This is a genomic window from Burkholderia sp. Ac-20392, assembly GCF_017104585.1.
Classification (GTDB): domain Bacteria; phylum Pseudomonadota; class Gammaproteobacteria; order Burkholderiales; family Burkholderiaceae; genus Burkholderia; species Burkholderia lata.
Map to the genome: position 1 here is coordinate 26071 of NZ_JAAGPB010000025.1, position 15006 is coordinate 41076.

The window sequence follows — 15006 nt, forward strand, 5'->3', positions numbered from 1 at the left end:
CAAGCGCAGGACTCCATATGACCGATTCATCTCTCGATCCTCGGCCGGCTGCGGACGCCCACACCGACGAGCATGCTGCGAAGACCGACGTGCCCGACGCGGTTGTGCCGCGCCCCGAGCCGCCGCAGATCGTCGTCGGCCGGAGCGAAGGGGTCTCCATGTGGACGAAAGACACGCGGCTGATCTGTATCAAGCAACTTCCGTTGCCCGGCATCGTCATCTTCGTACATGGCGTGAACTCCGAAGGCGAATGGTTCGAGGCCGCCGAGCAGGGGCTGTGCGACGGCCTGAACCGCCGGCTCGGGCGGCTGGACGATCAACTGAAGTATCGCGGCATCGATGCCGGGCAGCTGGTACCTGCAAAGTACACGGAAAGCGTGACGCCGGACGGATTTCTGAATCCCAAGCTCTGGGCCGGCGACTACATCAAATCTGACCCGTCCTTCTCTCCCGTGATTCATTTCCGATGGGGCTATCGGGCGACCGCCGCTGAGCTGAAAGAGTATGGCGACAAGATCTTTCTGAACGAGAAGGACTACTGGGGCGGCGGCCCGTTCACGAACGGTTGCGCGAGCCTGCCCGATCTCTGGCACGGCGGCCTCGACGACCGCGCGGCCGGGTGGTTGACCGTCCAGGGGATCAACCCGACCAATCGACCGCTGTATCGCGCGCCACCCCGCGCATATGGCGTGCTCGCAGCGTTGCGCCTTGCGAGGTTGATCGAGTCGATTCGCCGCATGCAGGCCGACGTGCCGATCACCGTCGTGTGCCATAGCCAGGGCAACATCGTGGGCCTTACCGCGGCTTTCTTCGGCGATGCACTACCCGATGTCGAAGATCCGTGGGGACGTAGCGGGCATTGCGTGGCGGATGCCTACGTGCTGGCGAATGCGCCGTACAGCCTTGCGCGCGCAGACGGCCCGAATCCATCCGATACGTTCATGGATACATGGTCGCAACGCGCGACCAGGGACGGCGAAGGCCGTCGCGGACGGCAAACCTACGGCGCGCGCACGAAAACGTTCGGCAAGTTTCTGTCGATCATCGGCACTCGGAAAGCGTACGAACTTTCCGCCGACAAGATCGATGAAGACATGGCGAACAAACGGGTATCACCGACCAGCAAGAAGTCTTATGCAGCACAAGACGATCGGGTACGCCACGGCCTGAATGGATCGACGTATGGTCGCGTCACCGCGTATTGCTGTCCACACGACCAGGTGATTTCGGCGGTCACGGTTCAAGGCATCGGCTGGCGCGGCATCGACGAGAACGAGCTGAACGATATCAGCGTCCCCGGCGTGCTGACGCAGCGCGTCTTTGCCTCCGGCTTCCACGTTGGCGTGCAGGAGCAATATCAGTATTGGGAAGATGACTGGCGGCATGTACAGAAGGGAAAGACGTCGGGCTTCTGGTATCCGCCTTCGCCACCTGCCAAATTCAATCTCATCGGTGCACTCAAGGGAAACGAGTCCGTGTTCGGGGTGGCGGCCACGCTTGCATCCGCGCCGATCATGTTTTTCGTGACCCAGATCAGCTCGGCATTGAATCTGTTCCGCGTGAACGCCATTCCGCCGGAGGGCTGGACCGTGGTGGCGGACGCTCCGGCACTCGACGAACCGTTCCCGCCGAAGGCGTTGCGGTTCGGCAAGCCCATCGAAACGAAGGACGGCAATGCGACTAGCGACTTCAACGAAGGCAACGATCCGCCGGCCGCATGGCGCGACGCAAGCAAGAGCGAGGCAGACAAGCGCGCGGACGATCCCTACGATCAGTACAACGCGAAGAACGACGATAGCGTCGCGCAAGGTACGGCGGAGAGCGAAGCCGGACAGCGTTATGAGGACCGCGCGTTGATGCGAATGGAGGCACGGCGCACGCTGAATACGGAATGGCTCGACGGTGATGGCCACGTGATCGGCGAGGACGGCAAGAGCGATATGCCGGAGGGCTACAAGGAATGGCGCGACAAGCAGATTGTCGATTGGCTCGATCGTGGTTCGACCAACAGCCCGACGAATCACTCCACGACGATGACCAATCCGGAGCATGCGAAAAAGGCGCTTGCATACGATGTGGCGATCGGGGTTTGCTATCTGACGCCCGAGCAAATGAAAGCACTACGGATTGAGGCCGATTGGCGGATGGGAGACAGTATTCCCGACGGCAGCCTGAGCAAGAAATACGCGGAGTACTTTGTACGCGGAGAGCTTGACGCGCTTCCGATGCATGCATGGGTACATGCGGAGAGCAGTGAAGGCAAGATGCCGGACACGATCACGGATGAACGGGAAGGTCAGTTCTATCTAAAGGTCGGGGGCGCGATATGAAGGCACTAATCGCTACATGGCCGCGACGTGTCGCCATTGCTGTCGCAGTGTGGCTGATTGCGGCCGTCCTCATGGCGTCGATGATGGCACACGTAGAACAACCAGATCCGACGCAACTGGAAATAGGAGATTGGATGAAACGATTTGTAGTCGTACCCAGCCTGGCTGCACTCATGGTGCTTTTGTTCATCACCGCCACTGTACGGTCGGTGCACGCGGCACCCGCCACGGAATCCGTAACTCATGCGGGGCTGTCCGCGGAAGGAGCAGCGAAGCCGTTCGTGGCACAGGTTGCAGGTTTGATCTGGCTGAACCCGTTGCAACGCATGGACTACCCGACCGAATGGCAATTGTTGTGGACGCAAGGATTTGCCGCGCCGAACAGGAATGACGATATGGTCCGCACCGATCCGAAGTCATTTTCTACTCTGCAACCGGTAGCAGGTATCGCATACGGCAACGAAGGTGCAGAAACATTCAGGGGTTTCTATCGCAAGTACATGACCAAATTCCCGCTTCTGCTCCACTCACGCTACGCAAGCAACGCGAAATACTTCTACACGGTCAAGCCCGACGACAAAAAGAACTGGCGAGAGTTGGCTGGCATCCATGTCGAACTTGCGATTCCCGAACGACTTGACGCGGCCGAATCGCAAAGCTACTTACAGGACTCGATTCGAAAGACGTTTTCGATCGGCAATTCGTACTTTCCAACCATGTGGAGCCGAAACACGCTTCCCGATGTGCGGATCACGCAAGGCGGGCCGAACGCCGGCTTCAACTCGCTGAACAATGCGTTGGACTACCTGCAGGCGAACCCCGACGAAACCGTCTGGGTGGTGAACTGGGACGCACCAAACTTCCCGCCCACCGACGCGCAGATCAACGAGAACCTTGTCGTGCTGTTCCTCGCCGGCCCGAACTTCAACACGCAGCGCGAACCGCTCGCCTGGATCGGCAAAGCCGCAACGGGCAACACGCAAGAGTTTTCGCAGAAGGTCGGCACGACGCGCACCGTGCAGGCATGGAAGGCAACCATCGACCAAGCGGCACGCAATGCCGGCGTCGCGGTCACGAACCTGAGTTACATCGTCCATGACGCAGGTGCAGGCAGCGATGCAGCGTCGTCACGCGTTGCCGCGCTCGCTCAGACGTTGACAGAGACACTTCCTGAATACGACCACCGCAAACAGACATTCAACACGGCCGCCCTGCTCGGCGACATGGGAACCGGCAGCGCATTGACCGACGTCGCGCTCGCCATCGGCCGAATCAATCACTTCGGCGGCAACGCACTCGTCGCCGGCACGACCGATCCGGAGCACCCGGTCGCGGTCGTTGTCCGGCCACCGTCGAAGCTCACGCCGATCGATCCCGACAAGGACTGGTTCCGCGCACGCGGCGGAAACAACGCCTACCTGCCGTGGTGGGGGCGTCGGCACGATACCGATTACGGCATGCAAGGTTATTCATGGTGATGCGCATCGGCTTGGCGGCGCGCTGCATGTGAACGTATCCGCCGCGACTAGTAACAAGAGTCGAGTGCAGCCATTTACTATCGCGCCCGGTTTGGTGGCGCTCATGGTGTTTCCTTTCGTCACCACCATGATTCTGGATTAACAATGACGATATGAAAATAGTGGAATGGTATGAATAGCATGCCCCGGACATTAAAATCCAAATATTTGAGAAATATAAAATTGATCGCCGCACTTCCGATAAGTGTGTTGCTAGCCGGTTGCCCGCCGATGATTGTGCCGCATTTTTCAACGAAATCTTACGAGAAAATTTATAGCTTTCCGGCTGAACCACGTCCGTGGTTGACACTGGAAAGCGAGGGTATCAGCCTTTATTTGTATCATCATTGCTATGATCGGAGCAGCGACTGTAAACGGCAAAATCTGGTCGCCTTGAAGAGCGGAACAAAGCCCGATTGGAAAATCCTTCTGGATGCACGTCCGATTAGTTGGAAAGTCCAAGGTACGAATTTACCCATGCGCCGCCCGATCTCCGCTTATGTACCCGGCACCAAATATCGTTTCATGGGTGCATTCGATAACTACCCGGAAATCGTGTTTGCAATTCCCGATGACCTTGTTTCCGACAAAGGGAATCGCGATCCGGGCTGGGGGCGGCGTTACAGGCAGATTGAAGATTACAGCTCTCTCGCCAGCCCTGTGGCTATAGATATTCAGTTGATCGTTTACGATGACGAACATCAATGGATTTTTGCTAGACAACCGAAGCCGAATTCGGAAAGAAAGAATTATCCGACCGATCTATTTGTTCCTAGTGACCTATTTAGATTTTCGGGAGGCGATGATGTGCGGCTACATCAATCGATGGCCTTGTATTATGTTTCACCAAAAACAGCACCGATCGGCTATCGCGTTGTATCAGGCAAGGCGGCGGAATATTGGGTTGGCAAATACAACATCAATTATAGAGCCAATCAAATCGCGTTAGCTGATGTTACATTTCCTTCTGCGCCCCTCACACTTGACACCTTAACCGTTGATGACAAAAGCGTCGCTGGAAAGCCCACACTGTTATGTCACTACAGTTATACCCAATTCAATCTGGGTTGGATAGATGCGGCCCAAAACAGAGGACCATCGGAGGAAGATCGGAAGAATTGCGAGCCAATTCAATAGTCGGGATGTCAAATAATTATTGTGTCGGATCGTCTGCGTTTCGCCATCGGCCGGATCAATCACTTCGGCGGCAACGCACTCGTCGCCGGCACGACCGATCCGGATCACCCGGTCGCGGTCGTTGTCCGGCCGCCGTCGAAGCTCACGCAGATCGATCCCGACAAGGACTGGTTCCGCGCACGCGGCGGCAACAACGCCTACCTGCCGTGGTGGGGACGCCGACACGATACAAATTACGGCATGCAGGGTTATTCATGGTGATGCAAACCGACGCGATGGCAGGTCACGTGCGAACGCGAGCGCCGCGCCAATCATTCAAGGGATGAGTCATATGCGAGGAATTATCCGGGTAGGCGACGTACATACCCACGGCGGCCGGGTCGAATCCGGAGCCGGAACGAGCAAGGTGATGGGGCGCTCGGTCGCCCGCATCGGCGATGTGTGTTCGTGCCCGATTCACGGTACTTGCACGATTGCGGAAGGCGACACGGCATTCAAGGTCGAAGATCGAGACGCCGCGTTCGACGGTCACAAGACTTCATGCGGCGCGACCTTGATTTCTTCACTTCACACGTCCGGGCGAGTTTGAATGCCAAAGACCCGGCGCATGACTGCCGAACAGTTCCGTCTGTTGCGCATGCAAAATACACGAATCAAGCCCTTGAACCAGTGGGCCCTGCACGAGATTTTCGTCAAGGGCCGATCACAACGGGCTGTGGCGGCGGAAGTCGGCATGACGTGTTCCGCGATGTCGCAGCTTGTACGGAAGGCGTGGCAGCGGTATCTGGAGCTACCGGGAAACTGCACGCGCCTCACCACTCTCACGATCACGATCCCGGCCAGATACGAGCCCGCACTCGAGGCATGGGTGCGGGATGCATATCGATTGGCGATTCAGAATGAACAAAAGACGGCAACCTGATCGGCGATTCATTGAAAATTCAGCACAGCGGAGACCACGCCTCCGGCAGGCAAATCGTCGACGTGGCCCGCTCGATCTGCTGCGGTCCGCCCTTGGGCGGCCAAAGCCCTTCGGCATAGTGGCGCGCGCGCAATGCCATGCGCTCCTCGAGGCTCGAGAATCCCCAGATATGGGCGATGCGAGGCGGGCCATCGATTGCGTACATGTTCGCGACGAGATGTGACGTATAGGCTTCGGCCGGGCCGACGGCCTGCTCCCACGCGGCGATCGTCGGCGCGATCCCGGCCGGTTTGAGCCAATAGCGGCGAAATTCGTAGAACCGGCCGAGTGTCGACGGCTCGATCTCGGGCAGGAACGGAAACAGTTCGTAGGTTTCCATGCTGAGCCCCACGTCGGCACCATCGATATTGAACGGCCCGCCGCTCAACAACGCACGACGGCGCTCCTGCTGCAGTTCGTCGACATCGTCGAAGCCTCGCAACACGACGATCTGCCCCAACTCGCCGATTTCCGAACGCCATGCGCCGAGGAGACGCCCCGCGGCCCCCGGATCCGATACCCATCGATGCGCACCGGCGGAAACGGCATCCTGCGCCAGCAGCAAACACGACAACGTCGTCAGTTCATACTGCATATCGACCCTCCCTCGCAAAATGGGCGGCGGACGCGCGAATCGCGCCCGCCCGCCGACAGAAAAATAAATTCCCCCAATCCACATCCAGATAAAACGTTATTCCATATCAAGCTGAATCGCCAGCCAACTTTGGATCCTTTTTCCCTCCTGTCCGCCGTATCATTTCTTCCATTCCGAAAGAAACGAGTATGAGAAGGACATGAGCGACACCACCACGCTGCACTACCTCGACTACGCCGCCACGACGCCCGCCGATCCGCGCGTGATCGAAGCGATGACGGCCTGCCTCGGCTTCGACGGCATCTTCGGCAACCCGGCGTCGAGCTCGCACGTCGCCGGCCGGCTGGCAAAAGACAAGGTCGAGCAGGCCCGCGCGCAAGTCGCCGCGCTGATCGGCGCGGACGCCGACGAGATCGTCTGGACGTCGGGCGCCACCGAATCGAACAACCTCGCGCTGAAGGGCTACGCGGAAAACGCGACCGGCAAGCGCCACCTGATCACGAGCCGCATCGAGCACAAGGCCATTCTCGATACGATGGCGAACCTGTCGAAGCATGGCTCGTCGGTCACGTTCCTGACGCCCACGCGCGACGGCGAGATCACCGCCGACGCGGTCGCTGCCGCGATCGGCCCCGACACGGGCCTCGTGTCGCTGATGCTCGTGAACAACGAACTCGGCACGCTGACCGATATTGGCGCAATCTCGCGCATCGTGCATGACGCGGGCGCGCTGCTCCACGTGGACGCCGCGCAGGCGCTCGGCAAAACGCCGATCGACGTGCGCGCGCTCGGCATCGACATGCTGTCGATGTCCGCGCACAAGGTGTACGGCCCGAAGGGCATCGGCGCGCTGTTCGTGCGCCGCGACATCGCGGACCGGATCGCGCCTCAGATTCATGGCGGCGGGCACGAGCGCGGCTTGCGCTCGGGCACGCTCGCCACGCATCAGATCGTCGGCATGGGCGTGGCATGCGAACTGGCCGCTGACAAGCTCGACGGCGAAACCGCACGGATCGCGGCGCTCGGCGCCCGCCTGACGGACGCACTGGTCGCACTCGGCGATGTCACGCAGAACGCAGCCGCCGCGCGCCGGATCCCGCACACGCTGAGCCTGACGGTGAATGCGCCGGGCTTCTTCCCGTTCATGCTCGGCGAAGCGCTCGCCGTGTCGTCGACGTCCGCATGCAACTCCACCAGCGGCGCACCGTCCCACGTGCTGACCGCGATCGGCCTCGATGTGGAAACGGCAGGCCGCACCGTGCGCGTGAGCTTTGGCCGCTTCACGACGGAGCAGGATGTCGATTTCGCGATCGCCTGTTTCCGCCAAGCGATCGAACAGTGTCGCGCGACGGCGGCGAACGGCTTCTCCGCGTCGCGGCAGATCACGCCGGCCGACCTGAAGGCGATCTGCAATGCCGGCTTCCGCTCGGTCATCTGCAACCGGCCCGACGGCGAAGGCGACGCGCATCCGGCGTTCGACGAAATCGCCGCGGCAGCCCGCGAACTGGGCCTCGAAGCGCGCTACCTGCCGGTCGAACGTGACGGCATCGGCGACGCGGAGATCGATGCATTCGGTGCGCTGGTGGATACGCTGCAGAAGCCGGTGCTCGCGTACTGCCGCAGCGGCAACCGCTCGGGCATGCTGTGGAATCGGTTGTCCGCCCGGCGTGCGGCTACGGCCTCGGCCTGAACGGGAACACCGCCCCGTCACACGAAGCCGCCCGCGTTCGCGTACGAAGCCGATGCTTCGATGCACGGCCGGGCGGTGGTGTCGATTGAAGCCGCATCGGCTTCGCACGGCGTCTTCCGCACATCGTCGCACGCCCAGCGCCGGCGACGGCGTCGCTACCTCGGATATTCCAGCAGCAAGGCCACCCAATCGGACGTCGCGCCGCCGTAGCGTGACGCGATGTCGTCGAGCACACCGGGCAGCACCGCATCGCCGCGCCGCCCTTCCGGAATGACGATGGGCGCATGCCCGACGCCGGCCGGCTGGGTCAGCAGCCGCAGCCCGTGCTTCGACACGATCTCGCGCGCGTCTGCCGTCGCGACGACGTCGCTGCGCCATGTCCGCGCCCATGCATCGGCAGTCAACGCGACCGGCAGTTCGTCGAAGCCGCTCTCGACCGGCAGATCGAACGTCTCGTGCCGCCAGAACGCCACCCGGTTCACCAGCGCCGTCATGATCGCGCGCGCGTTCAATGCGAACCGGCTGCCGTCGTGCTTGTCGCTCCAGGTCTGCATACCAAGCGTCCGCGCCGTCTCACGCGCCGCCGTCGGGCCGGCCAGCGCACTCAGCAATTCGAGCGATGCAGGCAGCGACGCCGACACGCCGCTCGTCGTCATCACGTTGCCGTCCATCACGTAGCGGCGATCGGCGATCCACGTCGTATCGGTAAAGCGGCGGCGCAAGCCGTCACGCGAATACCAGTGAGACGTCGCGGTACGGTTGCGCAGCAGGCCCGCGTTCGCGAGCACCTCCGCGCCCTCGCAAATCGCGACCAACGTCGCACCGCCGGCAGCCTGCTTGCGCAGCCATGCCAATACTGCCGGGCTGTCTGCGCGATGCAGCGCGGGCACGATCACCACATCGGCCCCGGCAGGCGTCGCGGCATCGAACCGTTCGAAAGTCGTGTCGGCCAGCATGCGCAGCGCGGGCATCAGTTCGACGGCCCCCGCGCCAGTCGACACGGCGACGACATCCACCGCACCGGACGCCTTCAGGATCGAGTAAGGGACGACGAAATCGGTCGTCTCCGTTCCCGCGTTGTCCACCACGATCGCAACGAGCGGGCGCGAGCGGCCGTCCTTCGGTGCGGCCGTTGTCAGCGTCGGCATGGGCGTCGGTGCGCCTGCCCCCGTGGCGCAGGCCGTCCCTGCGGGCCATGCCCACACGCCGGACAACACGCACGCCAGCAGCGCCATCCACGCACGTCTTGCACGCCGTTCCGCTCTTTCCCGCATCGCCCACCCCGCGTCATTCGATTGCATGCCCGGGAAATTACAAGGATCATGCTCGCGGTCACAAGGACAACTCCACCGCACTTCCCGCCATGCCCCAGCCCACGCAACCGGTACGCGACATCGTCGTCATCGGCTTCGAAGGCGTTCAGTCGCTCGACATCACCGGCCCGATGGAGGTGTTCGCGGTCGCGAATCGCTACCTGCCGGATCACGCGACGCCCTATCGGCTGACACTCGCGTCGCAGGACGGCGACGACATCGTCACGCATGCGGGCTTGCGGCTCGCCGGCCCGACCGCGCTCGCGGCACTACCTGAGCGGATCGATACGATCATCGTCGCCGGTGGCAGCGAAACGGCGCTGCGACACGCGGCGTCCGACGCCGGCGTGCTGCCGTGGCTGCGTACGCGGATCGCCGGCACACGGCGCATCGCAAGCATCTGCACCGGTGCGTTCGTGCTCGCCGCGGGTGGCTGGCTGAACGGACGGCGCGCAACCACGCACTGGAACCAGTGTTCGACGCTGCAGGCACTCTGCCCGGACATTCGCGTCGAGCCCGACGCGATCTACGTCAGCGATCCGCCGTTCCATACGTCGGCCGGCGTGACGGCCGGCATCGATCTGTGTCTTGCACTCGTCGAGGCGGACTGCGGCGCGCCGACCGCCGTCGCCGTCGCGCGCGAACTCGTGCTCTTCGTGCACCGCCCCGGCGGGCAGGCGCAGTTCAGCGTCGGACTCGGCACCCTGGCCGGCGCGACGCCGCGCATGCGCGCGCTGCTCACCGAGATCGCCGACGACCCGACCGGCGATCTCGGCGTCGCCGCGCTGGCTGCGCGGATGCACATGAGCGAACGCTCGTTTGCGCGCAACTTCCTCAAGGAAACGGGGCGATCGCCCGCGCAATTTGTCCTGGCGGCACGCGTCGAACGTGCGAAAGCGCTGCTCCAGCGGGCCGACTGGCCGCTCGAACGCATCGCCGAGCGCTCGGGATTCGGCAGTGTCGACGCGTTGCAGCGCGCGTTCGCGAAACAGGTCGGCGTCTCGCCGCGCGACTATCGCGCGCGTTTCGGCGTGCAACCCCAACCCGACAGACAGCGGACCGCTTAGGCCGCGCCCGCATCACGCGCCATACGCATCCAGCGCCTTCAACGGCACATGCAGGCTTTCGTTCGACGCAAACACGTCGAGCAGATAGTCGACCGTCGCCTGGACGCGCGACGCCTTCAAGGCACGATGCGGATACTGCATTGCCATTTCGTAGGTGCCGGGCAAATGATGGCGGTGCAGCAACACCTTCAGCGAGCCGGCGCGCAGATGCGCCCACGCGAGATGCACACCGACCTCCGCGATGCCGAGGCCGTCACGCGCGGCCTGCAGCACGGCCTCCGGCGCGGAGAACGTCAGCAGCGCCGTTTCGCCCGGATCGACCGCCACGATGCTCCCGCCGCGCATCCTGAAGCTCCACGTCGACACCTCGCCGCCTAGAAACCTGCGTGCAATCAGCCGGTGCGCACCCAGATCGTCCGGTGCTCGCGGATTGCCGTGACTCGCCAGATAGGCGGGTGACGCAACCAGCACCGTATTCATGCGAAAGATCGGCCGCGACACCAGCGCGGAATCGTGAATGTTGCCGCCGCGGATGACGATGTCGTAACCGTCGCGCACGACGTCGACGATCCGGTCGTCGAAATCGGCCTCCACCGACAAACCGGGGTACCGCGCCAGCAACCCGGGCAGCACCGGTTGCAGGTGCTCGCGCCCGAACGCGGCACTGGTCGAGATGCGCACGCGCCCTTGCGGCCCGAGCCGCTGCGCGACGATGCTGTCGACCGCCGAATCGAGCGCGTCCAGTGCGATGCGCGCCTGGCGCAGGAACACGCTGCCTTCATCGGTGAGCTTCAGCGTGCGCGTGGTGCGGTTCATCAACCGCACGCCAAGCGCCCGCTCCAGGCCGGCGACGTTCTTGCTGACGGCGGCCGACGTGATGCCCAGCACGCGGCCGGCCGCCGCAAAACTGCCCGCGTCGGCCGCATGCACGAACGACAGGATCGCACGCGTCCGTTGTGACAAATCCAAAGCAGCCTCCTTCGATCGACTCGTTGCACGGTACACCTTCGACTGCAGCCGATTATCAACCTGAAGTTGAGAGCGACTCAACCCGAACCCAACTTCTGGTTGCGGCCCGCGCCGCCCACAATGCGGCCATCGTTCAACGGACTGCAAAGGAATGCTCATGCTTGCCACCATCGTTTTCGACAGCGGCCACGGACATACCGAGCGACAGGCACAAGCCGTCGCGGAAGGTGTGCGTCGCGTACCGGGCGCGGAAGTGCGGCTCATCGCGGTCGCCGACGGCGCGATTCCGTGGGATGCGCTCGCCGCGAGCGACGCGATCATCTTCGGCTCGCCGACGTACAACGCGTCGATCAGCTCGCGGCTCAAGAAGTTCATGGAAGATTCGACGCGCCCCGCGTGGATTCCGCAAACCTGGCGCAACAAGATCGCGGCCGGTTTCACGAACTCCGGCGCGCAGCACGGCGACAAGCTGAACGCGCTGATGACGATGGCGCTGTTCGCGGCGCAGCACGGCATGATCTGGGTCGGCCTCGACCTGTTCGCCGGCACCGCGGCAAACGAGCGCAACCGGATCGGCGGCTGGCTCGGTGCGATGGCGCAGTCCGACGACGTGTCGCCGGAACTGTCGCCGATCGCCAGCGACCTCGAAACCGCCGCGCACCTCGGGCAGCGCGTCGCCGAACTGGCGACGCGGTTCGCGGCCAGCGCATAAGCGGCACAACGCGCTTACCAGGAGATCGACATGAAACTGCTGTGCCTCGACGTCCCGCTGCCCGGCGCGAATCCGGAAGCCTATCAACCGCACATGCTCGACGAAGTGCGCTACGGCTGGCAACTGCTCAAGCGCGGCATCGTCCGCGACATCTATTTCCGCCAGGATCGCCCCGGCGTCGCGATCATTGCGGAGTGCGATTCGATGGAAAGCGCGCGGGAAGCACTGCGCGAGTTTCCGCTGGCCAAGGCCGGGCTGATCGACTGGGACATCATTCCGCTCGGTGCGTTTCTTGGCTGGGAAGCGCTGTTCGCGGCGGGCCATGCGTGACCCTGCGTGACTGACGCTCGTCCCCCGGACGTCCGGGGGCGAGAACCCGGATCCGGCGTCGCACCGGATCTAGCTGCTACGCCCCATCTCCCCGCCCCCTTCCGGTGCATCCCTCCGGATTTTCACTACGTTGCCGAAATCTGATAGAGCCGGGAAATTTGATTTCATACCGTTCACGCATCGGACTGGAAAGCGATTGCCGCTCGACCCCGGGCATCGCGAGCCGCCGACGAATCCCAGGAGCGGGCCAGCTTGCTTGGCCCGGGCGGCGATGACGGTCCTGCCACGCAGGACATTCGTGACGGAGCGACCATGGATGCAAAATTCCAGCCTGATTCAGGCACCGACAGTGACGTAAGCCTGCTGCACAAGATGGGCTATGCGCAGGAACTGTCGAGACGTATGAGCGGTTTCTCGAACTTCGCGGTTTCGTTTTCCGTGATCTGCATCCTGTCGGGCGGCATTACCGCGTTCCAGCTCGCGTTTTCCGCCACCGGCGGCGCCTCGGTCGGCCTCGGCTGGCCGTTGGGCTCGCTGTTCGCGCTGATCGTCGCGGTGTCGATGTCGCAGATCGCGTCCGCGTTTCCGACGGCCGGCGGCCTCTACCACTGGGGCGCGATCCTCGGCGGGAAGAAATGGGGGTGGATGACGGCGTGGCTCAACCTGATCGGCCTGATCTTCGTGATCGCCGCGATCAATTTCGGCACCTACGACCCGTTCTTCAAGACGCTGATCGCGCCGATGTTCGGCGTCAGCCCGGACAGCCTGACCTGGTGGCATCAAACGGCGTTCATCGCGTTCATCACTATCTCGCAGGCGATCCTGAACGCGCGCGGCATCAAGATCGCGAGCAAGATCACCGACCTGTCGGGCTATCTCATCTTCGTGGTGACGATCGCGCTGGTGGTGTCGCTGCTCTACTACTCGCCGGTCGCGTTCGATGCGCATCGGCTGGTGACGTTCACCAACTTCACCGGCGTCGATGGCGGCGCATGGCCGAAGCAGGCCACGCCGCTCGCGTTCCTGTCCGGCCTGTTGCTCGTGACCTACACCATCACCGGCTTCGACGCTTCCGCACACACGTCGGAAGAGACGCATGATGCGGCGAAGAACGTGCCGCGCGGGATCATCGGGTCGGTGTTCTGGTCCGCGGTGTTCGGCTACGTGATGGTGTGCGCGTTCGTGCTGGTGATGCCCGACCTGACCGCCAGCATGAAGCAGGGCACCGGCTTCTTCGAAGCGATTCTCGCGCCGATTCCGAAGACGTTGCGCGTCATCCTCGAACTCGCGATGTTCTTCATCAACTACGTGTGCGGGCTCGCCGCGATCATGTCGACGTCGCGGATGATGTATGCGTTCGCACGCGACGGCGGGCTGCCGGCGTCGAAGCTGCTGCGCAGCGTGAACCCGACGCACCGGACGCCCGGCCCCGCGATCTGGACGTGTGCGGTGCTCGCGATCGTCGTCACGCTGTACGGCGACGCGTTCTCGGTGCTGAGTGCCGGCAGCGCAGTGTTCCTGTTCATCTCGTATGCGATGCCGATCGGCTCCGGGATGCTGGCCGAAGGTCGCACGTGGACCGACAAGGGCCCGTTTCAACTGGGGATCTGGTCGAAACCGTGTGCGCTGCTCGCGCTGGTCGGCGCCTGCGTGCTCGCATATGTCGGCATCCAGCCGCCGAACGAGAAGGTGCTGTACGTGCTCGTCGGTTTCGTCGTGGTGCTGATGGTGATCTGGTATGGCTTCGGCGTGCGCAACACGTTCGCGGGGCCGCCCGTGCTGAAGGACACGCGCAATCTCGACCGCATCCGCGAACTCGAGGCGAACGTCGATCCGTCGGTCTAAAGCGTCTTCGAAGCAGGCTGAAAAAAACCGACTCGCTGGCTCGATGCCGCGAGTCGGTTTTTTCATATCCATGCGCAACCACGCGATTCAACCGCCTTGCAGCGGTTGAATCTTGCGGGCATCAGCCGTAGACGGGGAAACGCTTGGTCAGCTCCGCCACCTGCCCGCGCACACGCTCGAGCGTCGCCGCATCTTCCGGCGCTTCCAGCACATCGGCGATCAGGTTGCCGACGATCTCCGCTTCCTTCACGCCGAAGCCGCGCGTCGTCATCGCCGGCGAGCCCAGGCGCACGCCGCTCGTCACGAACGGCTTTTCCGGATCGTTCGGGATCGCGTTCTTGTTCACCGTGATGTGCGCCGCGCCCAGTGCTGCTTCCGCGGCCTTGCCCGTGATGTGCTTCGCGCGCAGGTCCACCAGCATCACGTGGCTTTCCGTACGGCCCGACACGATCCGCAGGCCGCGCTTCACCAGCGTTTCAGCCAGCACGCGTGCGTTCTCGACCACCTTCTCCTGGTACGCCTTGAATTCCGGCGACAGCG

The 15006-nt window shown here is 62.9% G+C and carries 13 protein-coding genes and 2 pseudogenes; 11 read left to right on the forward strand and 4 right to left on the reverse strand.

All coding sequences use genetic code 11. From position 1 onward, the window contains the following. The first annotated feature begins 17 nt into the window (after positions 1 to 17). The 6 genes and pseudogenes from G3N99_RS06085 (at position 18) to G3N99_RS06110 (ending at position 5906) form a co-directional block, all read left to right on the forward strand. A complete protein-coding gene (locus G3N99_RS06085; RefSeq protein ID WP_206121905.1) occupies positions 18 to 2330 on the forward strand; it encodes a hypothetical protein in 2313 nt (770 codons plus the stop codon). A gap of 134 nt (positions 2331 to 2464) precedes the next feature. Next, positions 2465 to 3808 carry a virulence factor gene (locus G3N99_RS06090; protein ID WP_206121906.1) on the forward strand — a complete coding sequence of 448 codons (1344 nt, stop codon included), beginning with the start codon at positions 2465 to 2467 and terminating at the stop codon, positions 3806 to 3808. 171 nt (positions 3809 to 3979) lie between these two features. Further along, positions 3980 to 4984: a hypothetical protein gene (locus G3N99_RS06095; protein ID WP_206121907.1), complete on the forward strand. Its 1005-nt coding sequence runs from the start codon at positions 3980 to 3982 to the stop codon at positions 4982 to 4984. A gap of 42 nt (positions 4985 to 5026) precedes the next feature. After that, positions 5027 to 5245, forward strand: a pseudogene (locus G3N99_RS06100) (virulence factor); the annotation flags it as partial. Between the two features lie 70 nt (positions 5246 to 5315). Beyond that, complete coding sequence (locus tag G3N99_RS06105; protein ID WP_206121908.1) at positions 5316 to 5573, forward strand: PAAR domain-containing protein; 258 nt, start codon at positions 5316 to 5318, stop codon at positions 5571 to 5573. 18 nt (positions 5574 to 5591) lie between these two features. After that, positions 5592 to 5906, forward strand: a complete 315-nt coding sequence (locus G3N99_RS06110; RefSeq protein WP_174938027.1) for a TrfB-related DNA-binding protein — start codon at positions 5592 to 5594, stop codon at positions 5904 to 5906. A gap of 19 nt (positions 5907 to 5925) precedes the next feature. On the opposite strand, the gene G3N99_RS06115 is transcribed toward G3N99_RS06110, so the two are convergent. Next, complete coding sequence (locus G3N99_RS06115) at positions 5926 to 6510, reverse strand: NIPSNAP family protein (RefSeq protein ID WP_241011499.1); 585 nt, start codon at positions 6508 to 6510, stop codon at positions 5926 to 5928. Positions 6511 to 6739: 229 nt separating this feature from the next. Here G3N99_RS06115 and G3N99_RS06120 point away from each other — a divergent pair, with 229 nt between their 5' ends. Then, complete coding sequence (locus tag G3N99_RS06120; protein ID WP_206121909.1) at positions 6740 to 8230, forward strand: aminotransferase class V-fold PLP-dependent enzyme; 1491 nt, start codon at positions 6740 to 6742, stop codon at positions 8228 to 8230. A 155-nt stretch (positions 8231 to 8385) separates the two neighbouring features. Here G3N99_RS06120 and G3N99_RS06125 read toward each other — a convergent pair whose 3' ends face one another. Continuing rightward, complete coding sequence (locus tag G3N99_RS06125; RefSeq protein WP_241011500.1) at positions 8386 to 9378, reverse strand: DJ-1/PfpI family protein; 993 nt, start codon at positions 9376 to 9378, stop codon at positions 8386 to 8388. A 215-nt stretch (positions 9379 to 9593) separates the two neighbouring features. On the opposite strand from G3N99_RS06125, the gene G3N99_RS06130 reads away from it, so the two are divergent. Continuing rightward, on the forward strand, positions 9594 to 10610 hold the full coding sequence (locus G3N99_RS06130) for a helix-turn-helix domain-containing protein (protein WP_206121911.1): 1017 nt from the start codon (positions 9594 to 9596) through the stop codon (positions 10608 to 10610). A gap of 12 nt (positions 10611 to 10622) precedes the next feature. Here the strand turns inward: G3N99_RS06130 and G3N99_RS06135 are convergent, their stop codons facing one another. After that, the gene (locus G3N99_RS06135; RefSeq protein ID WP_206121912.1) at positions 10623 to 11579 is read right to left on the reverse strand and encodes a LysR family transcriptional regulator; all 957 of its coding nucleotides are present in this window, start codon (positions 11577 to 11579) and stop codon (positions 10623 to 10625) included. A gap of 157 nt (positions 11580 to 11736) precedes the next feature. Between G3N99_RS06135 and G3N99_RS06140 the strand changes: the two genes are divergently transcribed. From G3N99_RS06140 to G3N99_RS06150, 3 genes are all read left to right on the forward strand, one after another. Further along, complete coding sequence (locus G3N99_RS06140; RefSeq protein WP_174939968.1) at positions 11737 to 12291, forward strand: flavodoxin family protein; 555 nt, start codon at positions 11737 to 11739, stop codon at positions 12289 to 12291. A 30-nt stretch (positions 12292 to 12321) separates the two neighbouring features. Then, positions 12322 to 12621 (forward strand): superoxide dismutase, encoded by a 300-nt coding sequence (locus G3N99_RS06145; RefSeq protein WP_174938014.1) that lies wholly within the window; start codon positions 12322 to 12324, stop codon positions 12619 to 12621. 312 nt (positions 12622 to 12933) lie between these two features. Further along, positions 12934 to 14466 carry an amino acid permease gene (locus G3N99_RS06150; RefSeq protein ID WP_174938011.1) on the forward strand — a complete coding sequence of 511 codons (1533 nt, stop codon included), beginning with the start codon at positions 12934 to 12936 and terminating at the stop codon, positions 14464 to 14466. 121 nt (positions 14467 to 14587) lie between these two features. Here G3N99_RS06150 and glyA read toward each other — a convergent pair. Further along, a pseudogene (gene glyA, locus G3N99_RS06155) lies at positions 14588 to 15006 on the reverse strand (serine hydroxymethyltransferase); the annotation flags it as partial.